The sequence below is a fragment of the Roseateles sp. NT4 genome (assembly GCF_051857475.1).
Taxonomy (GTDB): Bacteria; Pseudomonadota; Gammaproteobacteria; order Burkholderiales; family Burkholderiaceae_C; genus Pelomonas.
Genome location: NZ_JBPZGZ010000005.1, coordinates 114,785 through 138,189 on the forward strand (window position 1 = coordinate 114,785; position 23,405 = coordinate 138,189).

Annotated in this window: 15 protein-coding genes; 4 read left to right on the top strand and 11 right to left on the bottom strand. The window is 62.3% G+C overall.

All coding sequences use genetic code 11. The annotated features are described in order from the left end of the window. Window positions 1-78: 78 nt before the first annotated feature. The 3 genes from ACS5PN_RS26485 to gmk form a co-directional block, all read right to left on the bottom strand. On the bottom strand, window positions 79-2,334 hold the full coding sequence (locus ACS5PN_RS26485) for a RelA/SpoT family protein (protein WP_439467034.1): 2,256 nt from the start codon (window positions 2,332-2,334) through the stop codon (window positions 79-81). 78 nt (window positions 2,335-2,412) lie between these two features. Next, window positions 2,413-2,616: a DNA-directed RNA polymerase subunit omega gene (gene rpoZ, locus ACS5PN_RS26490; protein WP_025563690.1), complete on the bottom strand. Its 204-nt coding sequence runs from the start codon at window positions 2,614-2,616 to the stop codon at window positions 2,413-2,415. A gap of 23 nt (window positions 2,617-2,639) precedes the next feature. Next, window positions 2,640-3,260, bottom strand: coding sequence for a guanylate kinase (gmk, locus tag ACS5PN_RS26495; protein WP_439467035.1), 621 nt, complete (start codon window positions 3,258-3,260; stop codon window positions 2,640-2,642). Window positions 3,261-3,529: 269 nt separating this feature from the next. Here gmk and ACS5PN_RS26500 point away from each other — a divergent pair, with 269 nt between their 5' ends. Beyond that, a complete protein-coding gene (locus ACS5PN_RS26500; RefSeq protein WP_439467036.1) occupies window positions 3,530-4,156 on the top strand; it encodes a Sua5/YciO/YrdC/YwlC family protein in 627 nt (208 codons plus the stop codon). A 240-nt stretch (window positions 4,157-4,396) separates the two neighbouring features. On the opposite strand, the gene ACS5PN_RS26505 is transcribed toward ACS5PN_RS26500, so the two are convergent. Continuing rightward, window positions 4,397-7,150 carry a hypothetical protein gene (locus ACS5PN_RS26505; RefSeq protein ID WP_439467037.1) on the bottom strand — a complete coding sequence of 918 codons (2,754 nt, stop codon included), beginning with the start codon at window positions 7,148-7,150 and terminating at the stop codon, window positions 4,397-4,399. Continuing rightward, window positions 7,147-8,730: a hypothetical protein gene (locus ACS5PN_RS26510; RefSeq protein WP_439467038.1), complete on the bottom strand. Its 1,584-nt coding sequence runs from the start codon at window positions 8,728-8,730 to the stop codon at window positions 7,147-7,149. Before ACS5PN_RS26510 ends, ACS5PN_RS26505 begins: the two co-directional genes overlap by 4 nt. Before the next feature lie 456 nt (window positions 8,731-9,186). On the opposite strand from ACS5PN_RS26510, the gene ACS5PN_RS26515 reads away from it, so the two are divergent. Further along, window positions 9,187-9,783, top strand: coding sequence for a hypothetical protein (locus ACS5PN_RS26515; RefSeq protein WP_439467039.1), 597 nt, complete (start codon window positions 9,187-9,189; stop codon window positions 9,781-9,783). Between the two features lie 184 nt (window positions 9,784-9,967). Here ACS5PN_RS26515 and ACS5PN_RS26520 read toward each other — a convergent pair whose 3' ends face one another. From ACS5PN_RS26520 to ACS5PN_RS26530, 3 genes are all read right to left on the bottom strand, one after another. Beyond that, window positions 9,968-11,203 carry a type II toxin-antitoxin system HipA family toxin gene (locus ACS5PN_RS26520; protein WP_439467040.1) on the bottom strand — a complete coding sequence of 412 codons (1,236 nt, stop codon included), beginning with the start codon at window positions 11,201-11,203 and terminating at the stop codon, window positions 9,968-9,970. Then, entirely contained in the window at window positions 11,203-11,475 is a 273-nt protein-coding gene (locus tag ACS5PN_RS26525) for a helix-turn-helix domain-containing protein (protein ID WP_439467041.1), read from the bottom strand. Before ACS5PN_RS26525 ends, ACS5PN_RS26520 begins: the two co-directional genes overlap by 1 nt. Window positions 11,476-11,744: 269 nt before the next feature. Next, on the bottom strand, window positions 11,745-14,270 hold the full coding sequence (locus ACS5PN_RS26530) for a protein kinase domain-containing protein (RefSeq protein WP_439467042.1): 2,526 nt from the start codon (window positions 14,268-14,270) through the stop codon (window positions 11,745-11,747). Window positions 14,271-14,806: 536 nt separating this feature from the next. Here ACS5PN_RS26530 and ACS5PN_RS26535 point away from each other — a divergent pair. Further along, a complete protein-coding gene (locus ACS5PN_RS26535; RefSeq protein WP_439467043.1) occupies window positions 14,807-17,992 on the top strand; it encodes a hypothetical protein in 3,186 nt (1,061 codons plus the stop codon). A 36-nt stretch (window positions 17,993-18,028) separates the two neighbouring features. Here the strand turns inward: ACS5PN_RS26535 and ACS5PN_RS26540 are convergent, their stop codons facing one another. The 3 genes from ACS5PN_RS26540 to ACS5PN_RS26550 form a co-directional block, all read right to left on the bottom strand. Then, window positions 18,029-21,631, bottom strand: coding sequence for a hypothetical protein (locus tag ACS5PN_RS26540; RefSeq protein WP_439467044.1), 3,603 nt, complete (start codon window positions 21,629-21,631; stop codon window positions 18,029-18,031). Between the two features lie 528 nt (window positions 21,632-22,159). Further along, on the bottom strand, window positions 22,160-22,399 hold the full coding sequence (locus tag ACS5PN_RS26545) for a hypothetical protein (RefSeq protein ID WP_439467045.1): 240 nt from the start codon (window positions 22,397-22,399) through the stop codon (window positions 22,160-22,162). A 29-nt stretch (window positions 22,400-22,428) separates the two neighbouring features. After that, a complete protein-coding gene (locus tag ACS5PN_RS26550) occupies window positions 22,429-22,608 on the bottom strand; it encodes a hypothetical protein (protein WP_439467046.1) in 180 nt (59 codons plus the stop codon). 227 nt (window positions 22,609-22,835) lie between these two features. Between ACS5PN_RS26550 and ACS5PN_RS26555 the strand changes: the two genes are divergently transcribed. After that, a complete protein-coding gene (locus ACS5PN_RS26555) occupies window positions 22,836-23,108 on the top strand; it encodes a hypothetical protein (RefSeq protein ID WP_439467047.1) in 273 nt (90 codons plus the stop codon). Window positions 23,109-23,405 lie beyond the last annotated feature (297 nt).

Consider the following 23,405-nt stretch of genomic DNA (forward strand, 5'->3'; position numbering starts at 1 on the left):
ACGCCCGGGCAATCGCCGTCCCCCAGGGGGACCGGCTGGGCTTGCGCGCGTCCAGCGCCGCAAGACCAGACGATGGGCTCAAGGCTTGACGCGCCAGACGCGCTGCACGGGCGCCGTGCGGCGCAGCACGCGCAGCACGTCGGCCAGATGCAGGCGGTCGCGCACGGCGATCAACAGCGTCATCTCGGCAGTCTCGCGCAACTGCGCCTCGTCGCTCATCGAGATGTGGGTGATGTCGGCCTCGGCCTGGGCGACGGCCTGCGCCACCTGGGCCAGCACGCCCTTGCCATTGATCATCAGCAGCGCGATGCCGGCCTCGAAGCTGCGCGTCAGCTCCTCGGCCCATTCGACCTGGATCCAGTGTTCGCTGTCGCGCTGGAACAGGCGCCGGCCGACGGCGCATTCGCAGGTGTGCACGACCAAGCCTTCGCCGCGGCCCAGATAGCCGCGCACCTCGTCGCCGGGGATGGGGCGGCAGCAGCTGGCGAGCTGCACCGAGGCGCCCTCGCTGCCGTCGATGGTCACGCTGCCCTGGCCCGAAGGTTGTTCGGTGAAGCGCCCCAGCGTCAACGCCAGCGCGTCGGGCTTCTGCCCTTGTTCGGCCATCAGCCGCGCCAGCTTCTTGGCGATGATGGTGGCGATCTTGCGACCCGCGCCGATGTCAACCAGCAACTGCTCGGTGCTGGCACTGCCGGCCCAGGTGGCCAGCTCATGCCAGATGGGCGCAGCCGGGTCGTCCACTTCCAGGCTGGGCAGGCCCAGGCCCTCGGTGCGCATGGCCTGGGCCAGCATCTTCTCGCCCAGCTCGCGCGACTCCTCCTGCTCCAGGTCCTTCAGGTAGTGGCGGATCTTGGAGCGGGCACGGCCGGTGCGCACCAAGCTCAGCCAGGCGGGGTTGGGGCTGGCGCCGGGGGCGGTGATGATCTCGACGATGTCGCCGCTGCGCAGTTCGGCCCGCAGCGGCACGGCCTCGCCATTGACCTGGGCAGCGACGCAGTGGTCGCCGACGTCGGAGTGGATGGCGTAGGCGAAGTCCACCGGCGTCGCACCCTTGGGCAGGGCCATGATCTTGGACTTGGGCGTGAAGACGTAGATCGCGTCGGGGAAGAGGTCGATCTTGACGTGCTCGAGGAACTCGTTGGCGTCGCGCGTCTCGTCCTGGATGTCGATCAGGCTCTGCAGCCAGCGCGCATTGGCCTGCTGGGCGATCAGGGCCGAGGCCTGCTTGCCGCGGCTCTTGTAGATCCAGTGCGCGGCCACGCCCTGTTCGGCGATCTGGTGCATGCCCTCGGTGCGCAGCTGGAACTCCAGCGGCGTGGCCAGCGGCCCCATCAGCGTCGTGTGCAGGGACTGGTAGCCGTTGTCCTTGGGTGTGGCGATGTAGTCCTTGAAGCGCCCGGCCTGGGGCTTGTAGAGCTGGTGCAGCACGCCCAGGGCCGTGTAGCACTGCAGCGGCTCCTCGGTCAGGATGCGAAAGCCGAAGATGTCGCTGACCTGGGCGAAGGACAGGCCACCCTTCTCGCGCATCTTCTTGTAGATGGAATAGACCGTCTTCTCGCGCCCCTGCACCTCGACGCGCAGACTGGCCTTGGCGAAGGCGGCGCGGATCTCGGCCTCGATGCGCGACACCAGGTCGCGCCGGTTGCCGCGCGCCTTGCCCACGGCCTTGCTGAGGGCCGCGTAGCGCCAGGGGTGGAAATACTGGAAGGAGAGGTCCTGCAGTTCGCGGAAGGTCTGGTTCAGGCCCAGGCGATGGGCGATGGGCGCGTAGATGTCGAAGGTCTCGCGCGCGATGCGGCGGGCCTTGTGCGGCGCCATGGCGCCCATGGTGCGCATGTTGTGCAGGCGATCGGCCAGCTTGATGAGGATGACGCGCAGGTCGCGCGCCATGGCCAGCAGCATCTTGCGGAAGGACTCGGCCTGCGACTCCTCCTTGGTGGAGAACTGCAGCTTGTCCAGCTTGGTCAGGCCGTCGACCAGATCGGCCGTCGTCGCGTCGAACTTCTCGATCAGCTCGGCCTTGGAGACGCCGCAGTCCTCGACGACGTCGTGCATCAGGGCCGCCATCAGGGCCTGGGCGTCCAGCCGCCATTCGGCGCAGATGCCGGCCACGGCGATGGGGTGGGTGATGTAGGGCTCGCCGGTAGCGCGCTTCTGGCCCAGGTGGGCCTCGTCGGCGAACTTGTAGGCCTCGCGCACCCGCTTGACCTCTGCCTTGCTCAGGTAGCCGAGCTTGGGGGCGAGCGCGTCAAAGGAAGCCGCTTCTGCCTGCGTCGGCGGAGCTTTCTCGCGCAGACCGGGCAGAAACCAGGCGGTAAGGGAACGTTGGGCCATATGGGCCCCGAATTTATACGAAGCCCAAATGACGACGGGCGTCCTGGGACGCCCGTTTCATGTTCAGCGGAGTCTGACTTAGACCGGAACCTTGCGCAGCATCTCGATACCGACTTCGCCGGCAGCGATTTCGCGCAGGGCGGTGACGCCGGGCTTGTTCTTGCTCTCGATGCGGGGGCTGTGGCCCTGGCTCAGCATGCGGGCGCGGTAGGTGGCGGCCAGCACGAGCTGGAAGCGGTTCGGGATCTTGGTCAGGCAGTCTTCGACGGTGATGCGGGCCATGGTGTTCCTTGTGATTTGCGCGATCAGGGCAGATCGAGCGCCTGAAAGACGGCCGAGCGGTTTCGGCGCTGAGCCGCGTATTTTAGCCGTTGTGCGTGGACGATGGTCTTGAGATCGAAAACAGCCGTGTCGAACACCGCGTTCACGACGACGAAATCGAAGTGCTGGGCCTGGGCAACCTCGATGCGCGCGTTGTTCATGCGCGTGGCGATGATCTCGGGCTGGGTGTCGCCACGGCGGTTCAGGCGCAGGCGCAGTTCGTCCCAGCTCGGCGGCAGGATGAAGATCAGCACCGCATACGGGAAGAGCTGCTTGATCTGCAGGGCGCCCTGGTAGTCGATCTCCAGCACGACGTCTTCGCCATGCTGCAGGCGCTGCTCGATGCCGGCGCGTGAGGTGCCGTAGAGGTTGCCGTGCACCTCCGCCCATTCGAAGAAGTCGCCGTGGTCGACCTTGGCGCGGAACTCTTCCGGTGTGATGAACCAGTATTCGCGGCCGTGCTGCTCCTGGCCGCGCGGCGCGCGCGAGGTGTGGGAGACGGAGACGGCCAGTCGGGAGTCCAGCTCCAGCAGGGCCTTCACGAGGCTGGATTTGCCGGCGCCGCTGGGGGCGGCGACGACGAAGAGATTGCCGGGGTATTCCATGGATTTTTGCGATGGGGGTGCGCTGTCGCTGCGGCTAAGTGCCTGTCAATCCAACAGTTTTTCTTGCCGCCCCGCGATTGATCAAGCACGAACTTTAGCTTGCGGCCACAGCCGGCCCCCCTGGTTCCGGTGGCGAGGTCCGGCATTTTTGGCATTCAGACGTGGAATTTGGCTCCCGATCCGGCAGTACCGTGGCGGCTTGTCCGACGTGCCCGGCGGCTGGTCATCCTTATCTTGAGCCCGTCGTTAAGGCATGACGAGGTCGCACGATGCCACGCTATCAGCGCTACGAGGTCCATCCCGACAACCCGCAGACCAGGCTGCTGCAGGCGGCTGACCAGCATTTGCGCTCAGGCGCGATCGTGGCGCTGCCGACGGCGGCCGGCTATCTGCTCGCCTGCCGACTGGATGACAAGGCTGCTGCGGCCCAGCTGATGCGCCGGGCGGACGAGGGCCAGCCCGCCATGCTGGCGTGTCGCGATCTGGCACAGGCCGCCGCCTATCTGCAGATCGACGACCAGGCCTACCGCGCCATCCGTGACGCCGAGCCTGGCACAACCGCCTTCCTGCTGCGTTGCAGCCATCGCGTGCCGCGCCGTCTCGCTTCGGCCGCCGGTGGTGCCGGCCTGCTGTACTTCAGCGCCCATCCGGTCTGCCGGGGTCTGCTTGACGTGCTGGATGAGCCCTTGCTGGTCCTGCCAGCAGCAGGGCAGGGCGTGGACGAGATCGACCTGCTGCCGCCGGACGCCGTGGCTTTGCTCGATGTCGCCCTCGACGCCGGGCCCGTCGTTGACCCGCAGCCCCTGGCCTACGTCGAGCTGTTCAAGCCTGCCCGGCTCCGCCTGGCCCGCTGGGTTCTTGGCGCTTCTCAGGCCGAAGCACAGCTGGCTGCCTGAGCGCAAAACCTATCCGATGCTCTGCACCTGATCGCCGATATGAACGCTAAGTGCCTGTCGGATATAAAGATTTTCTTCGACTTCGCCTGAAAACCCCACAAAAAACCCCACAAATACCGCGTGCAACGAGGCTGCATGCGGCTTGCAGGCGCAGTCGTGCAACTTTAGCGCTGCGAACTGGAGAGCGCGATTGCTCGTTGCTCGAGAGAGTGTGCAACGTAGCCGCGCTGCGCGCCTATCTCAGGTGATCTGAGACAACGCCGCCATGTATGCGTTCAGTGAAGCCGTCTCGTCGGGCATTAGTGGAGAACGGGTAATCAAACCAGCCACTGAGCGAGTCGATGTCTTGGTGAGCCTCAGAGGGCCAGTGGCCACCCAATGCACCAACACAACCTCCATGCCGGACGCGATTTCGGTGTTTGTCACGACGCCAAAGCGCAGGGCCATCTCGCCGTTCAGGCGCACACGTTGCAGCAGCAGGTCGCCGATCTGCGCATCGCCCTGTGATCCCTGGTCAACGATCTCGTTCTCCACAGCCCAGATCAGCGTATTTGCCACTGCCCCAAGAGCTGCCAGCCGCATCTCCATTGCATAGACGTCGGCCAACACCGTCTCCCGGGACATTCCCGGTGTCGCCACACCAAGAGCAAATCGACCCAGATCAAGGGCAACATCCTGGTTCGATCCACCCTGAAAGATCCAAGCATGCTGTGCGATGGCTTGAGCAGCCAGCAGCTCGAACATAGCCCCATCAAGAGTTGAGGTGCCCGACTGGACGGCGAAGCAGGCCCAGCCCAGCAGTGCCGCGCTCATGGTGGGGGACTGAAGCGACTGAACAAGGGCAGGATCGTCCAAACGATTGGCAAGCCAGCCTTTGGGGGCATCGGGCCCGCCATCCACAAAAATCGCCACCCAGGCCCTTTTGGATGCGTCCACGAGCCATTCGTCGCCGATGAAGCCGCGACAGCGCGCCGCAGTCAGCAGCATCGCCGCCAGCCGCAGATCGTCCGCAATCATGTCGGCGGGGCGTGACACGAACAACTTGGCGTTCGTCAGTGCATCGACAAGCGCAATAAGGGCGAGACGCTCCGTCTTCACCGAGGAAGGCGGCTCTGGGGAGGGTGGAGGGGAGGGCGAGGGTCCTGGCTTTACCCACCCAGGCTCTTGCGCGGGCGCCGGCGAGGTCGGGCGCCGCTTCCGAAATCGCGTCGGTGCGTCGACCCCTTCCTGTTCTTCACTCTCGCTAGTTTCCTGTTGAGGGTTGTTATCCGCGGCTGCCTCGTCCGAGATGTCGAACCAGCGTGCCACCAGGGTGGCGATGGACACAGGCTCTCCTTCCATGACCTGCAGCGAGCCTGAAGCTCGACCCTGGGCGGAGCGTGTGTCAAATGTCGTGCAAGTCCCTGGACCAACTTCAGGTAGCACCTCCTGTGCGGGGTACAGGGTTGAAGCGGCAGGACCTCGATCAGGGCGGCCAGCGCTTGGCCGAGAAAACGGGCGCTTTTGCGCCTGTGATGGCATCTTGTTCAATGACTGCGTCAGCAGCTTCACGCCCTCGATCCATGCATCCAGGCCCAGTTCGCCTTCCTTGACAGCGTCCGCGAGAAATTCCACTACCTTGTTCGAAGCAGGCACGGGTAAGAGTCGTGATTCGTCGTCCACCCAGCCGGGCGGAGAGTGCTCACCGTGGACATCAACCAGCACCACGTGTCGCGCACGACGGTCAGGCGCCGTCAAGCTGAGAATGCCCGGGCGCACGGTCACCGCTTGCACGGGCTCATCGTCAAGCAGGCAGGAGACCACTTGGGCAGTGGCCGGCGAAAACGCCACCCTAAGCTGATCATCGTCCGTCAAGCGCGCGGCCAGGATTCGCAGCGAGGCAATAGTGCGAGGTGGCGCCTGAGGTGGTGGAACAAATGCCGGCACAGGCGTTGCGCCTGCAACCGTCGTCAATTCCTGCAGCCATTGGGCCTGGAATTCGACCGTGGTCATTCGCCAAGCGGCCATCAGTTCCGCATTACCTAGATTGCCGTCCAGCGTCAGCGCGGCAACCGAGCAGTTCGCACTCCCGGCCAGCATCAACACCTCATCCCCGCGCTGCACGGCATAGAACTTCGCGTGCACGAAGACCTCCCGCAGCGTAGCCGCAGCATCTAGCTCGCTCTTGCTATTGCGCTTTCCCCGATGCGCCGTCACCTGCAGCAGCTCGGCGTGCGGGTTTGCCTCGTGGGCCGCCAGAGTCAGCGTTGAACCCTTGGGCTGGTACAGCAGCGTGGCACGAGCTGGCGCTATCTTCGCCAGCAGCGCTGCGAGCGCGACGCCCTGTTCGTCATAGTAGGGACAGCAGACGTACAAATGCTCTACAGGGCCATCAGCGCCAGCGGCATTCAGCCAGCCGAGCAGCTTATCCTGCAGCGTCGGCCCGCTGCCCGCGCGACCGATCAATATTGGCCCCTGCAGGTTTCCCAGCGCGTTATCGGCGCCGGCAGCCCAGGCATTGCGTGCCGGGTCGTAGATCTGCGTGAGCATCTCTTTTAGCCCGTCGTTGAGTGGCACGCGTGAGATCACGTCCAGGGCGAACGAGCGGAACTGCGCGAACGGCGCCAAGTCGTCCTTAGAGGCATCGCAGCGCACCCACACCTCGGCGTTCTCACGCCAGCCGGGGAGGCCGAGGTTGCCGCTGCCCACGAACAGCGTCGCATCGCTAGGGCCGGCCAGCAGCACAACCTTGGGGTGAAACCTAAAGCCTGGGGCCATCGCCACAGGAACCACCCGATATCGCAGCCCGAGTCCCGTCAAATGCTGGCGCTGTGAGGCGAAGCTCTCCTGAGCGCACTGGGCGTCGGCGAACACCGTGATGCGCGGCTGCGTGTGACGAGTCAGCGCGCGAAGCGCCAAAGTCTGCAAGAAGGTGAAGTCGACGTTGTGGGTCATGACGATCACATCCGTCACGTCCTGAACCTTGGCAAGGGCGTCGAGCAGGCTGGACCTCATGACGCGAAGTACTCGTCGATACGGAGCGCGATGGCACGGCCTTCTTCCGACAACTGCATGCCAGCACCGCCCGCAACCTGTAAGGCACCCAGGTCCGCCCAGACGGACAGCAGATTGCGCAGGCGATCCCCGCTGAACCCTGGGGAAGCCGCTGCCCCGGTCGGGATAAGCGTGCTGCCGTCTCGCATGAAGCGCAGCGAGTACCGGCCTTGAGGGCTCATCATCTTGCGCAGCGTGGTGTGGATGTGGCTCTCAACGACGATCTCGTCCAGCAGCTGCACCATCACATCCGCAGCCGCCGAGCCGCGGGCGGCAGCTAGGATCTGCATCGCGCGCCTGGCCTCTCGGCTGATGTCGTTCCAGGCACCATCGGCCCTCAAGGACTCGCTGTGAAGTGAATCGGAGAGCAGCATGGCGAGCGCATACAGCGCCTTCTCGCGCGCATCCAGGCCTGCCGCGCCCCTGACAGTCAGCCGCTGGGTCAAGAAGTCGCCGGGCAACTGCTGAGTGAGTTCTGTCATCGTGCATCTCAGCGGCCGCTCTGGCCATGGCAGCCGACAAAGCAGCTGACCCTCTTCGGCATCCCAGACCGCTACCGCCTGCTCGGCAGTTGCGGCTTTGTGCAGGGTTTCGTTGAGGGCGCAAAACAGCAGTTCCAGCGCATGGTGCGTGCGGCGCAGGAACTCATACCGGCCGATGGATAGCGCAGCCAGCGCAGGCGACGCGGCCGGATTGGAAAGTGAGGCGTGTGTTTGAGCCGACACATAGGCGCGTTGGATGAGCGCCGTCGCCGTGGCCGCGCTGCCATCCAAGCAAGAGAAGGCCCAACGCGTGGTTGCCAGGAAGTTCCGGTAGATCCCCTCGCCGCCGAGCGCCCCGTCTGTCGCTGTGGCGCTCGACAGCAGTGCCTGTGTCAGCAACTCACGGCGGCGACCTGGATTGGCCAGCGCATGCGCCGAGAAGTGAACACCGTGCGCGAGAAGGGCTTCGCGTGTCAGCTCTCCGCCGTCGAAGATCAGGCGCTCAAGCTCACTACCCTCCACCAATGCCTGCTGGGCGAGGTGAATCTCGCGGCCCCGCGCGGGCACGATAACCCGTTGCGCATCTTGGGTATGGTCCAGCAGACCAAAGCCGCGGCATGGCTGGAAATACACCCCGAGCATCGTTCCCTTGGATTCGGTCGGCAGTGCCACTCGTCCTTGGGTTTCGAGCGCATCGAGGTCGGTCCTGAACACGTCTGGACCGATGAGCCCGCTACCGAGCGGGGCGACTGGGGAAGGGGGCAGGCCTGGCCGCCCGATGCTGGCGGCGACGACGACGAATTCCAGCCGGTGCATGGCTGCGCTGAGATCTTCAGGGGCCGCCTCCACCAGCGCTGCGCCACCAGGGACCTGCCTGAGGTGTCTCAAGTAGTGCTCGGTAACCAGCCAGGGCAGCAGGCAGAAGTAGATAGCGCGAGGCGAGATGGTCGTGATGCTGCCCATCCATGCGCGTTCGACGCGCTGGTCGAAGTTGCGCACGCCCAGCGCATCCAGGCCCTTTATGGCATCGGTCTCGCCATCGTTCCAAAAGGCGTCCATCCGCCGGCCCTCCCAGTGCACGTCTTTACGCTGCGTCGGCGCAAAGGCCGCAAGGGTACAGCCGGCCGGGAGTTCTGCGCGCCGGTGAGAGCGCTTGTTCGGAACCAGCTTTGCTGCGACTGAATCGACGACAACGTCCAGTCTGGAGCTGGTGGGCGCTCAGGAGCGACGGCGGTCTTGCGAAGGGGCTTGTGCTTTCCTCCAACGACGTGAGCGACCATCCTGGATTAGCGAACTGCCCGCGCCACTCTCAAGCTGAAGCCGAAGCACAGCGCGAAAATCAGAAGGGCGAGCAATCAGGGCTGTTCGCCAGCCGCGCGTCGGTCGCTCAGCAGCGGAAACGGTCACTCGTTTGAAATTTCCCGCCAACGTCCTCGGATTTGAGGATGTCCGTCTGCTCGCTACGTGCCAACGTGCCGGAATTGACTCGTTTCAAGGGTCAAAGAGGAGATCGACGTGTCTCAGTTTCAAGAGTCGGAAGTTCGCATGCTGTTGATGACTTGTCCGGAAAAGAAGACTTCCGAACTGGCGAAAGACACGGCTTTGGTCAAGTCACTTACCAAGGTGTTTAACGCCACGCTGGAAATCGCAAAGGACCAGCCGACGAACGGATCCTCGCTCGCGATGGCCCTTTCAAAAAAGGGACTTGCGATCTCCGGAGTCGCCGCAACGGCGACGGGGTCAGAAGAGTTGAAGGCGGCCAACTTTGTGGCAACGCAGACGCTCAAGACTGTCGGGCTGATGAAACTTGCGAGCATGACGCCCACTAAGGCGTCGATTTACCTCACCATTGCCATGACAGAAAAGGTCGTGTCTGCCGCGGGACTTGCCAGCCTCGACAAATGCAAGATGGCCATTGCTTCGCTGTCTGCCACGACGGGAGCGGGAGCACTGACTTGTTTTGCATCCGGTGCTTTCACAATGGGAATTGGCTGCGTTGCAGGTGCCATCGCGGTCGCCGCTGATGCATTTGATGTCTATGGCCAGTGCTACGGCCAGGGAGATAAGCCTGACGTTGATTCGAGTCTTACTTCCGTGGGCCGGATGCCCTGAAAGTAGGGCGACCACTTTTTAAGGGTCGTGCCATCGTCTGCTCCCAGGCTGAGGCCGCTATCGCCGGCCGAGTGGCAACTCTGCTGCGGAAGCGACCATCGGCCCTTAGCCTGACACGCGGCGTCAGCCTTCAGGTGCAGGCGATCCTGGAGCCGGCGTAAGCGTGGAGTGGGGCGGCTAGGTTCTAGGCCGACGCGTACTGCATGCCGGTTTCCCAGACGGCGGTCATAGTCGTCAACAGGTCGGCTGGGATTCGCGAGTCGCCCTTGGCCACCTTGAGTGTCTGCTGCATCGCCTCCGCGATCCGCTCGATCACGGGTCGAGGCCTCACCATCCCGCAGACCTCGGTGCCGAAGCGCAACAGCTCGTCGGTAGTGGGGTAGGCCTTGGTCTGGTGCCTGCCCGCGAACAGCTTGAGAGCCATCGTGCGATCCGTTTGCTCGGCGTCGCCCACGTAGCGCGTGTACGAGTAGATCGCGGTTGTCACCACGTCGAACAGCGGAGACAGCCGCGGAGGGCCACCTTCGGGCACCAGCACGCCGAAGTTCTTCAGGTGAGCGTCGCCGTTGCGCACCATGACGCTCAAAGCAACTTGCTCGAAGAACCGATGCAGGTTTTCGGCGGGCAGTTGCAGGAACCGCAATAGCTCTGCGATGCGCTGGTAGCTGCTCGTGTATTTACGTTCCGACAGCGCATCGCGTACGCGCAAACCCATGAGCGAGGCGATGTCCTCGAAGCCCAGGCGTATGACGCTTGCGTCCGGACGTGGTTCCAGATCGAAGCGGTCAACCACCAGCATCTGGCCGTCGTGGGAAAGGTCGAAGCTCGGCGTCAGGATGTCCGCGCGTCGAGCGGCCGACAGGCAGAGAAACTCGTTCGCTGCTAAGCCCGCGTACGCCGTCGGTGCCACCTTCACGATGACGGAGGGGATCGGCACCGTTGCGCGGTCGGAAATCATGATTTTCGGCTGCACGCCGGCAATGCCTGCACCTGTACTCAGGTATGTGTTGACCAGCTCTTCAAACAGATCTTGAGAGAACGGCGTGGCCAGCAATGATGCTCGGTCTATGTGCGCTTGCGGCGCGGCCGGCTCCGCTCCTGGCAAGGTATACCCCAAGCGGCCAATCCCGTTTTGACCGATCATCGCCAACAGATGCATGGGCCTCAGCTGATGCTTGGGGAACATGAGAGTCAGCCGCAGGAACAGATCGCCCTCTGGCAGGTTTTGATCCATCACCGGGAAGAGGTCTCCGTCTTGCCAGGTAGGCCGGATCCTCGCGGGCATGAGCAGCGCAACGCTTGGTTGGCCGGGGTCGGTATTCGGGTAACGAAACTCGTAGGTGGAAGTCTTGAGCAATTGGCCGCCGTGCTGGCCGTCGATTGACACATCCAGCGTCGGGATCTTGTCTGGAAGCGCCATTACTCGTCCTCGTCGGCGTCAGGGCTGAAACGAGCCTGTACCTGCTCGAGCGTTGGCATGCCCGTGCTTTCCAATTTGATCTGCAAGTGCAGGACTGACAAGACAGCGAAGAGCGATGACAGGGACGTTTCCCCGCCTGCTTCCAAGCGGTAGATCACGTCGCGCACGCGTCCGGCCTGCTTCGCCAGGTCCGTGATGCTTAGCCCGGCTCTTTTACGTGCATCTTTGAGGGCTGCTCCAAGGTCTGCGGCGAGGCGAATGGTGTCTTTCATAGACGACATAATGGCGCGAAAATGCCAAATTTTCCCAAATTCGTCGTCTATGAGCGACATTTTTGGGCGCCGTGGGCAATCGCGCCAGTTGGAGACGGGGCAGGGGCGTCATGGTAGGTCGCTATGCCGGCCCCGGGCTGCCGAGTGGTCTAAATTGATGTCAGTGCCCTGTTCTTTCCAGTGAACCTGCCCCCTTAGATCTTTTCTTGGATGCCTGGCCTATCGCGCGTAGCGATTGGCAGCAACTCCGAGCAGTCTCACGCGGTTCGCTATCTACGAAGAAGTCCTCGCACATTGCTAAGCGCTTTCTCGACGTCCGACAATTGCAGGTCGTTGGTCTTGAACCCAACGGAAATCATCGCGGGCTCGCGATACACCGCTAGGCTCTCTGAAAGGATGTTTTCCGAACGCACCAAATCTGCGGTTCGCTCACGGCCAGACTCGTCTCTAGCGCGCAAGCCGTATGACAGTCCCAGGGCATGCAGGATCTTCAGATAACTCCAGCGGGTTCTTGCGCTGGCGTGTGCGGCGCCTGACAAGCCCTTGTACAACGCTCTTGCACGCTCTAGAGCTTTGATGGCTGGCTCGTGCTGTCCGCTCTCGCTCAACGCGGTGCCCAGCTCTTGGAGGATGTCCAGCAGCCCGACTGCGGAGCCTACGTCAGTGGAGTCGGTACTGACTCGAGCCTCCCAGTACACCAAAGCCTGATTCATCTTTTGAATGGCTTCGGCGGTGCGTCCCAATCTGTGAAGGGCGCTGGCCTCACCCGCCACCATGTTGTTTGCCAGCCTCGCAAGGTCGGAATTGAGCGGTGTCTCCGGCGTGCGGAGTCGCTCTGCGGTCGCACGACCCTCCCCATATCTCTCGAGAGCAGCCTTTGCATGCTCGGTGTCAGCAAAGTTCTCGAGATCAAACCACGCAGACGCGCCAATTGCCCAAAGTACGGCACAGCCGGCTTCGATACTGCTTGGTGAAGCCGCGAGTGCTTGACGCGCGAACCGTTCAGACTGAGACACGTCCGCGATAAAAGACTCCGCGCGATCAAGCGCAGATTGCACTCTCGCACGTGACGCGTATGCCTTGGCTTGCGGAAGGAGCGCTCGCGAAGGATCAGATGACTCGGCTTGCAGTACGGCCGCTTCGTTAATGGCCGTCGACGCAGATTCAAGCGCTTCTGGGTACTTGCCGAGCAGCATCAGCATCTCTGCTTTACGCCGATGCAGCTCTGCAAGCTCGTTCAGTGCGTCGACGCGCGTGAGTGTCGAGTCGAGCAAACTGTAGGCCAGAGATATGGCGTGCTCGTAGTGATGCAGGGCGTTGGCATATTCCCCGATGTTGGGCATGTTCGAACCACCCAAGATGTCACCCACCCGGCGGTAGCTGCGCGCGCTTTCCAGCCGCATGGTCGGATCTTCGTCAGCCTGTATGCGCAGCTTCTCGAGGTAGGTCAAAGCGTTCTGCACCATCAGACGACGAGCCTGCGTTGTCCCAGGTTCACGCGCCAAGGCGTCACTGACGTCAAACATCAGCGTGTTTGCCAAGCGACGGAGGTCGGCAGCATTCCTGGTTGCGCGGTCGCGTTGGTTGTGGGCTTCCGCGGTCTGCTGGGTCGTTATTACGATGCCAGCAAAAAGGATCAGGTTGACGATGGCAATCGTCGTGACGACTGAGCGATGGCGCAACACCCAGCGAGAGAACCTGTAGCTGATCGCGCCTCGCCGCGCGTGCACCGGAAAGCCCTCCAGGTGCCTAAACAAATCATCGGCGAGCGCGTCTGCGCTTGGGAAGCGGCGAGTTGGCTCTTTGCGCAGCGCCATCAGGACAATGGCATCCAGGTCGCCACGCAGTCGGTATTTGGTGTTGCCGTTGCCAGGCGTGAAGGGCACTGCGCTGGGCGGTCCCGGCTCGATCTCGCATATTGCCTTCGCCAGAGCAAAGCTGTCCGCAACTGCCGTGGCGTAGGGGCTCAAGCCTGTTAGGAGGCGGTAGAGGACGACGCCTAGGGCGTAGACGTCGCTCGCCGGCGTCAAGTCCTCTCCTCTGAGCTGCTCGGGACTGGCGTACTCAGGCGTCAGGATCCGGTGATCGACCACCGTTCTCACGTTGTCCTCACCCGGGATATGCAATCGCTTGGCGATGCCAAAGTCCACGAGCTTCACGACGCCCGTCGCCGTGACCAAAATGTTATGCGGCTTGATGTCGCGGTGGATTACGCCCTGACCGTGGGCGTAATGCACGACTTGGCATACGGAGCGCATCAGAGCAAGCCGCGCGGCCACGCCGAGCTTGTTGCTCTCGCAATAGAGGTCGATCGGAACGCCTTCGACAAATTCCATGACGAAGAACGGATCCCCCAACTCGGTGACGCCGGCGTCGATCAATCGAGTCAGGTTGGGATGCTCAAGCGTTGCGAGGATCCGCCGCTCACGGTCGAACCTATCGATCAATAGAGATCGGTTTGGGCCATCAAGCACCACTTTGATGGCGACCCGCTGCTCGTATTGACCATCGTCGCGAACGCCCTCGTAGACCCCGCCCATCCCGCCGTAGGCGATCAGCCGCGTGACGCGATAGGCTCCGAAACGCTGGCCGATCCGCTCCTCAGTTCGAACGGCGAGGGAGTTCAGAAAGTCATTGACGAGCTGAACGTCTTCAAAGCGCTCTTTGCTTTCGGCAATATCGAGTAGAGCCTTGAGCTCCTGGCGAAGCTCGGCATCTTCGAGCGAGTTCTGATTAACGAATGATTCGCGCTCTCCAAGAGGCAGTGCCATGCCATCGGCCAGCAGTGACTTCAAGCGCTGCCAACGCTTCACTGCGGTTTCCGACGAAGAGGCGAGGGGAGGCATGCGGTGCGAGTTGAATTGAATAGTCTATGACTTGGGCTGCGACCGTCTTACTCGCCGTTTGAAGGGGCAGGTTCCTGCGGTCTTGACGTCTGCCTCTTTTGACCTGCAGCAGGTCAGAGTCAGGTCACGAGCCGCTACTCGAACACGTCCAAGGCTGCGCGCACGTCGTCCTGATCCATTCTGGCGGCTGTCAACCGTGCTGATGGTTTGACGTCGCAAACGCTTGTCAGCGTTGTCTGCAAATCACGCTTTCGCATATCTAACCCCTGGGTTACTACCTAAGGTCGTGAGCAATTCACAAGGATTTACAGGCACTACTCAATGTCCCCATTTGTGAGCCTTCGCGCCCACAAAGCGAATGTCTGAGCGCCCCCTAGTTTGGTGGGCTCATCCGGTTGCCGACAAGGCAAATGGAGCACAAGTCGGCCCGTTTTCAGTAGCCCGAGCATCAAGGCTCGCGATTCTTTTAACTACTGGAGACATTCATGGACATCCGCAAACTTCAACAACGCTCGATTCAGCGCGCTGTGAGCACGCTGTCTGGCGAGCTGACGCTCAAGAACCTGATCATCTCCTTCACCGCTGCGGCCACGTTGCTGACTGGCTGCGGTGGCGGTGGCGGTGGCGGCGGCACCCCGGCGCCGGGCCCTACGACCCCTTCCGGCAATACCACGCCGGCGCCGCCGCCTGTTCCGGCGCCTTCGCCCGCTCCGGCTCCGGCTCCGGCCCCCGCTCCCACCCCCGCGCCGGGCCCCTCGGCCACGATCGACGATCTGAAGAATCAATTGGCTTGGGCAGGCCTCAGCAACACGGCGGAGGTGACCAACCGGGAACTCGGCGCTCAGCAAGCCTTCCTGAAAGAGGTGTTGGCGGCTGGCGTCAGCCTGGACGGCACCAAGGCGGTTGCCGCGTTCAACGCCGCAACTGCCAGCGCACGGGCAACGGCAGCCAAGACGACTGGCAACGTCATCATGTCCGACCTCATCTCACTCTCGGCGATCCGGGACAACGTGGTTCCGGTTCTGGGCAGCAAGATGGCGAACACGCTGGCGGGGCGCGCCCACATCGCCCTGTTCGGCACCACCGGTCCTGACGACAAGGCCGGCCTGCTGCGCGTGTCGGATGAGGCGGGGGGCTCCCGCAAGGTGGCCATCCGCCAAGACCTTGCTCAGCGCTGCAACCTGTCTACGACCAACGCTGCGCTGTGCGACACGGTCTTCAAGAGCCGCGTCGGCGCATCGGTGACGAATACGTTCGCCGTCGCCTGCGCAAATGCTACGGACTCGACCTGCAACATCCTGCGCCAAGCCCCGTCGAGCGACGCGGATCGCAAGACCGTCATGACGGCAGTGCTGCGCAAGGCCACGGATGCGACCAAGGCCTGCGCCGACGGCGACTCCTCGTGCAAGGCGGCGCCCACGAAAACGCAAGCGCAGCTCGACGCGGAAAAGCATGAGAAGGAGGGCGCCGCCCTGGAGAACGACGCGACCAACCTCGCGAAGTTCCTGCAAAAGACGACGGGCCTCAGCGATAGCGACGCTCAGTTCCTGATCGCCGTGGGCTCCGCCTCCCGCAAGATCTACACATCAGCCTATGCGATCGGTGCAGCGTACGACTCGCTCAAATCCGTGGACTGGAAAAGTGCCTTGACGTTCAACGCCATCCTCAACGGCGTGATCTTCGGGGATACGACCGGCAATACGAAGTGGGCTGCGGCGGGCGACGCCCTGACCGCAGTGTCGGGCACTATCACTGCGATTACCGGCATGTACGGTGCCGTGACCGCTGTGCTGAAGCTGGCCGGCATCGGCGGCAGCTCTTCCGCCAAGGCGCAGGCCGAGCAGACCCAGCAGCTGCTGCAGGCGATGGAAAACATGCGTCGCCAGCTCAGCAACCAGCTGGCGTCCATCGACACCAAGCTGGACAACCTGTGGGTGGTGTCGACCGACACACTCAATCTGGTCTACCTGACGTCGACTTCGCTGTCCCAGCAGCAGGCCGCCGCTCAGCAGGGCATCACGCAGATCAACAACGCGCTGGCGTCCTTCTCGTACGCCGCGCAGGGTTATGCGCAGGACAACGCCGCGAGCAGCCTGAACAGCGTCACCGGCGTGCGCCGCGTGCTGACGGACTCCAACACCTGGCTCGACCAGTTGGTGTACACGGGTGCATGGCTCACGGGCACGGCCACGGACTCCACCCACGCCGGTACGGTCGGTAAGGTCAACGACTACTTCGCGGCGTTCAGCAGCCCCGGTACGGCCTTCATCAACCCCCTGGTGTACTTCCCGACCACCCTGGGCCTCACCGCACTGCCCGTAGGCAAACTCGCTGCCCCCAGCGATAGCTCATCTGCCATCCTGGGCTACTTCGTGCCGATGCTGACGACGCCGGCCTATCAGACCTTCGTCTCGGGCCATGCGAACGAGGTGGCACCGACCATCCAGCGCGTCCTGGACGTCAACGTCAAGCCGCTGCAGGACCTTGTTCGCGCCATCCAGGCCGACCGGAACCTGCTGCCCGCCATCGGTCGCGCCTACAGCGCGGCGCTGACGGAGTTCCAGAACAGCCAGGATCTGGCCCTGACCCTGTGGCTCTCGACGGCGGGCGGCCCCAACAGCCGCGACCTGAGCAACGTGAACCCCTGGGGCGGTGCGACCCAGAGCCTCTCGAGCTATGTCCCTCGCAATTTCGCGGCCAACTCGATGCCCAACTGTGCAGGCCTCGCGGCAGGCCAGTCGCTGTCGCTGCCGAACTGGCGCGCTACGCTGGCCGGCGAGCCGGCGGCATTGGTGGCCGATGCGCTGGGCAATGGAACTCTCACGGCCTGCTATCAGCTCAAGGGCACCCTGGCCGGTTCGTGGTCGAACTACCAGTGGGAGAGAGTGAGCGACTCCGCGAAGAACGCGGAGGGTGCTATGGAGGTCGAGGTTGTCTTCAAGCTGGACGGCAAGCCTGTCGTCGCCAAAATGCTGCGCTCCCCGGCAAACGGCTATACGTGTTTTCTTCAGGTTGAAAAAAAGAACGTGGATAACGCCCCCAGCATGTACCCGGCCATCAATGTGCTGCAAGCTGCCTGGGAAGGCACTTTCACGGGGCCTGGCACCTGCTCCGTGGCTCCGCAGTACAAGCTCTCCAACCTGAAGGCTGCCTTCGACACGGACTCGAAGCAGACGGTCACTTGGTCCACGTCTGACGCCGCGGCACGCACGGCGGTCATCGCCGCCAACAACACGACGCTGGCCAAGTTGGCGGGCTCCGCCGAGACCTACCTCGCGCAGCAAGTCGGCGTGACGGGCACTCGCAGCGCAGATGCCGCCCGCAAGCTGTCCACGTTGAAGCTGGCGCTGCGCCTGTACCTCACCACGGGCTACCCAGCCCTGTCCCGCTCGAACGACGCCCTCCTGAGCGCCTTCGAGGGTGTCGGCCAGATCTACGACGGTGACCAGCTCGCCGCCGCCCTGGGCGCCTCCGCCACGAAGGCTCCGACCAGCGCAAGTCCGGTCCGCTTCGCGTACGCGACCGAGGCGGCACGCCGCATGGACGGCGCGGTGTCGATCATCGGCGCCTACCAGCAGCGTCTGTTGAACGGCGCGCTGGTCGATGAGGACGTCGAGCTGGCCGCAGCTCGCAGCCAGCTGGAAATGATCCTGGCCACGCTGACGCCCTGACGCTGGCACCTGTGGGGGCGCAGCCCCCGGGGGTCTTCAGCTCTGAGCCTCGGCCTGTTCAGCAGAGGGAGCTTCGGCTCCCTCTTTTTCTGGGTCCAGGAAGTAGGTCCAACGCTTGCGCTGGCGCTCGACCAATGGGCCCCAGAAGTAGTTGGAGGCCCCTTTGCTCAGCCGGGTCGCCGTCTCGAGATCGGCCTGAACGAGCTTGCTGTACGTCTCTCGCAACTCGGCATCAGGGGCCGCTTTGGCGAGACCCACCCACAGGCTCACACGCTCAAGCCAGTGCCTGCGCGCAAGGACCGTGGGGACCTCAAGCTCAAGCAGCAACTCCTCAGCTCCGTCGACGTAGTGCCGGGCATGGTCGAGCGCCGGCAGGCTCTCCAAGAGCAGCGGTTCGGGCGCATGACGTGCGACCAGCACCCAGGTCCGGACGATGGAAGACATGAGGAGCAGGGCCGATATGCGCTCCCGCTGAAAGGTGTGAAGGTGTCGCGTGTAGACATTTGCCCGGTGCGTTGCATGTTGAACGAAGCCAACCGCGCTGCGGTACAGGGCATCGGGCCGGTAGCCCTTACTCACATCGTCTTTCGGTTCGCCAGTCTTTGGCTTTTGCTCGACTAATAGCCTCGCAATCTTCAAGCAGCTGCGCACGTAGACGCGGTTGGGCTTGGCCGACAAGGCTCGCCAGTTCACGCCGTAACCGCTCTTCCCGGCTACTTCGCTACGCAGCCTATCGGCGAGGAAGAACCGGCAGAAGGTGCGCAAGAAGCCACGTAGCGCAAGCGCTTTCCCGCATTCACGGCTCTCTTCGTCGATCTTGGTCGCGGTGATGTCGGCGAGTCTGAAGAGTAGGTCCGATGCGGCCGTTTTGTTCAGCTCGCCGCGTCTGCTGTTCTTCAGCAGCTCGCGCAGAATGTTGCCAAGCGCGGCTTCCAACCTGGTGATCGAGAAGTCGCCATCGGCGCTTGTATCCATGAACTGCTGAACGGTCTGTTCCAGACTGGCCAGTACCTCGCCGCTGATCCCATAGAGCTTGAGCTGTTCTATGCAATGTGTTTCAGCGTCATCGACACGGCCCATCGAGTCCAGATAGTCGAACCTGAGCTTCGCCCAAACCAGTCCCATTCCGGCAGACCATGAGCTGATGACCTTTCGCTCGTCGACCGAGTCGCCGCTCCATGCTAGAGGGATCAATGCCGATTCGAGTTCAGCTTCGCCTTTGGCGATCTCGTTTATCGCCCATTCAGCAACTGGAAAATCAAAGGCATCCAGCGCGGCCGTGGCCAGAGCCACGAGGATGTCAGGCAGCAATTCGCGCCCTTCATCTTTACCCCTGTCCTTCCAGGCCTTGATGCCCTCCTCGAGCGCCTTCACGAAGTCGTCCGTTTGATCCTCGTGGGGCTGATGCCGCTCAAGCAAACGGACGTCCTTCACAAGGAACAGGGCAATCAGCTGCACCCGAAGATCGGGCCGAGCAAAGGCTCGCGAAAGCCGGTAGGTTCCACCGTCCAAAACCTGTCGCAGCAAAAATGCATAGCTGAAGCGAAGCCTCTTCGTTTTGGATCGTGGGATGCTCAAGTAGGAAACGTATTCCTCGCCATCGCTCGCGCCAATGATGTCAATGTCGCCGGCAGCACGCAGGTGGTAGATCAGCTGGCAGAGCCGCCGCGTTGCTGCCACTCGACCGACTTCGCGGCGCGGCGTGTGCCGCATCTGGCTGGTGGCTTGTCGCAAGGTCTCAATGGCGATCGACGCGTTGATCAAGCGCCAGAGCGCATTGCCCAAAGGGATATCAAACTGACCCAGTTTGATCCCGGCTGTTCTCCGCGACGAGTGTTCTGATCCGGGTACACCAGGGTCGGTCAAAACACAGCGAATGAACTCCTGCCTGTACGTCTCGTCCCTGAAATGGATCTTCACGTGTTCTTGCTTGTCAGGCACATCCAACATCGTGGGATCGGCCTGCCATTCGTAGCGCATTTCTAGTGGTGTCACCGAAGGCAGCGGTTCGTCCTTTGAGCGCGTGATCTCCATCGTGGCCTCGTTCAGCAGGTCATCACAGTGCTGGACGATCGTTCGTCGAGAAAGCTCGTCCGTGAGTTCGTCGCGAATGGTTGGACTGACGAGTGGACCGCCGACTCGTCCTAACAAGTCGATCAGATTACGGGCTGCACGGTGCAACGCGCCGTAGCTTGCGCCGTCAGGGCTGCACGCGACAAATGCGAGCAGAAGTAGCTGAAGCCTCTCCGCCCGCCGTGCCTTTGCTCGTTTTTTTGTCCCGCTGACCAGGTCAGCCCAAGACGGGGTGCCCAACACCTCAGACGTGAGGGGCAAATGGAAGCCATCCGGCCCATCAATGTCTTTTGCAGCGGCGTGGTCTACCCAGCCCTCCAATCGCCCCATCTTTTCATTTGAAAGGACGAGAACTCGAGCACCAATGGCGGTGGCAAGGCGGTTGGTGACAACCGTGTCGGCGTCGACCTGACAAAGTACACGAAGCAGGGAATCCCATCGCCTGCCCCGCATCAGACTGAGTAGGGGCGAGTGCCTGCCGTGGGCTTCGTCAACCCCATCCAAAAGGATGACGGTGCGAAAAATTGTGCAGCCGCGGCGGACTTGCTCCAACGTCTCGTTGAAGACGTGGTCGGTACTGCGCAGTTCGTCGATGTCTATGGGGATCTCAAATGCGCTAGCGATCGCAGCCAGCGCGTCTGCAGGCGTAAGCAGTGGCATATCCACGCCTGTGCTTCGGATCGGTATATGCAGGACTGCAGGTCTCGTACCCCGGTTGTCATCACCAACCTGCAAGATACCGCGACACACCTCGGCAATGAACGCGTCCTGACTTTGAGCCGAGGCTGTACATCGCACGTTTGTGATGGGTGCGGTTCCTACGTCATCGGTGACCAGCAAATGGATCACTTTTTCGACGCGCGGTGACCACTTCTTGTCTCTGTACAAACCCTGCTCATTCACCGCTACAGGCAACACCCGCTCGACCGGTGGGACCACGCCGTAAGTCAGCCACTTGATGAAGCGATCCAACGCGACAAGCGCCCCTGCAGACATGGGCGCGCGACGCTCCATCAGCATCGCAACGGTGAGCGGCTTCAGTCGCCTGCGCAAGGGGGTCTTGTTGAAAGCCCTAAGAATTGCTTTGAAGGGCGCGGCGTCGCCAGCAACGTACTCCCCCGGAGGCGTGACGCTACTGAACCAGAACAGGTCGCTGAGACCTCCCGGACGAAAAAGTTCATCCGGGTCCATGTGGTCCTTCAGCAGACTCATGACAGTGACTTCGTCAGGGCAAGCGCCTTCGCTCAAAGCTCTTCCTGGTGGGTCGACGATGAGGGAGAGGACTGCGAGCCACCGAACCCACGGCCCCACTCCTCGGTCACGGATGAGCCATCCGGGCAGTGCGTCTGATGGTGCACTGGCACGTGACGCGCGACGGCCGGCGTCTTCGGCGGCCTGGTCATATGTCGCTTCGATGCTGGCAATCGGATACCGGTTGTCGTTGGTATCCACCACGCCCTGCGGGATCAGTTCAAGCATCTTCCTCGCGGTAGTCAGCATGAGTCTGACCTTGCCCGCATTGAGGTGTGACTTGTAGTGCTTCGTCTCCTGCGGAAGATCTGCCATCGTCTTCTCCCTGCCTTTTGTTCGTTCCGCTGATTCTGGCGATTGCGGCAGCATCAGTAGATACGGGCTTTTCTGGGCTCGGGTCTACGCTAGGTAGGCTGGCGTGCCCCAGCGCGAAGAATCCCGCGCCATACCGAGCTATAGACCGTCCATCGTGCTTTTCTGCGTCGAGCACCTATCGCCGATAGATGCAATGCGACTTTCTTACGCACTCGGCTCAACGCCGAGCATCGGATCGATGCATTCATGCGTTGTTGCGCAACCGACTTTCATCCAAGCGCTGAGCTTGACTCGGACGCCTTCAATGAGCACCGAGCCAAGGCTACGACCGACGCTGTCTTCGCCACCAAAGGAGACGTGCACGGGGTCCGCCCTGAAGCTTTGCACAAGAGGCCAGGGATGACATGGCCGAATGAGCGCCGACCAAGCCGCGAGAGCGCACTGCTGCTCAGCACCGGACCCGGCGGTTTCCGCAGGCTTCGTGACCGAGACAGCTTTCAAGTCGCCGAGGCTAGAGCCTTTTCGCTTTCACCTTGACGCCTGTCCCGGAAGTTGAAACAAGGGGGAGCGTCCTGCCTCTTGCATCGCCTTCCTGTAGTCGGAAAACGCCTCTGCTAGGCGCTGACCGAATCCCGGTCCGGTGGCGATGGTCATGACAACCTTCCCGTCGACGTCACGCGCGCAGACCTGCCCAGGTGATCGCTCAAAGCAGAGCTGACCCACGCCAGCCACCGGGCCAAAACTTTGATTGAATTCAAACAAGGCCATAGTCTTCTCCTACGCTGCCCTCGGGGCGGTCAGATGAAGCGGACGTGGCGCTTCTCGAAACATTCGAAGATGTCGTGCCAAGCCTCGGCGTCAACTTCAGCGACTTCGACGGCGTGAAGGAACTGAACCTTTCGGAATTCATCGCGCATGGCCTCAGGCCACGGTTGGTTGTGTGTTCGGTCGGTGGCGCGGCGCTCGGCGAGGTGCATAGCGTTCTCCTGGGTGCTCTCTGGATTGGCTGGCGGCTGGTTCATGGCGGTGCCAGTGTCCGAGTCGCCGCCTGGCCTGGATATCGCTCTCAAGGGGGAGGGCGACTGGCCGCATCCCCCAAAAGAGGGAGAGTTCCTCTCTTGAATCCCCACTCAGGGCGATGGTCGACACCGTCTGCGGCCGAGACACTGGCTGCCATCGAAAGCAACACCTCCCTGGAGTAGCCATGCAAGTCGCCACCAATGCCGCCCGCCGCGCTATCCAGTTCCCTGGGCTGTTCGTTGGCTCCACGGATGCGATCTGGCCGATCCAGCGCAACGTGCAGCGCGCTTATGCCAACGAGGTCCGCGACGGCATCCTGCGTTGCACCTACCAGACGAGCGGCACGCAGGGCCACAACCGCCGGGTTCAATTCTTGGCCGGCGTCGAGGTGCGCGAGATCAGCATGGAGGACTGGATCAAGGCCAGCAACACGTTCAAGGCCGTGTGGCTCGGCTGAATCGGCCGAGGATCAATGGCGTGCTGTCTTTCAACGTCTCAGACGGCCGCAATTGGTCTCGTCCCTGTGCTGCCCTCATCCACCAGCCTTCCATTTAACGAAATTCTTAGATTCACCAGTTAGTGTGAGGGATATAGGTAGACGCTAATAAGAAATGGCCGAGCACCATCGAATAGGCGATATAACAGAACACTGATAAATAGATGGCGGAGAATAGGATGGCAATTCCCACGCACAATCGGCCGAAAGTCGTTGCTTTTGTCGACTGATCAAGAAGGGTGTTAATTGCCCGGGGCA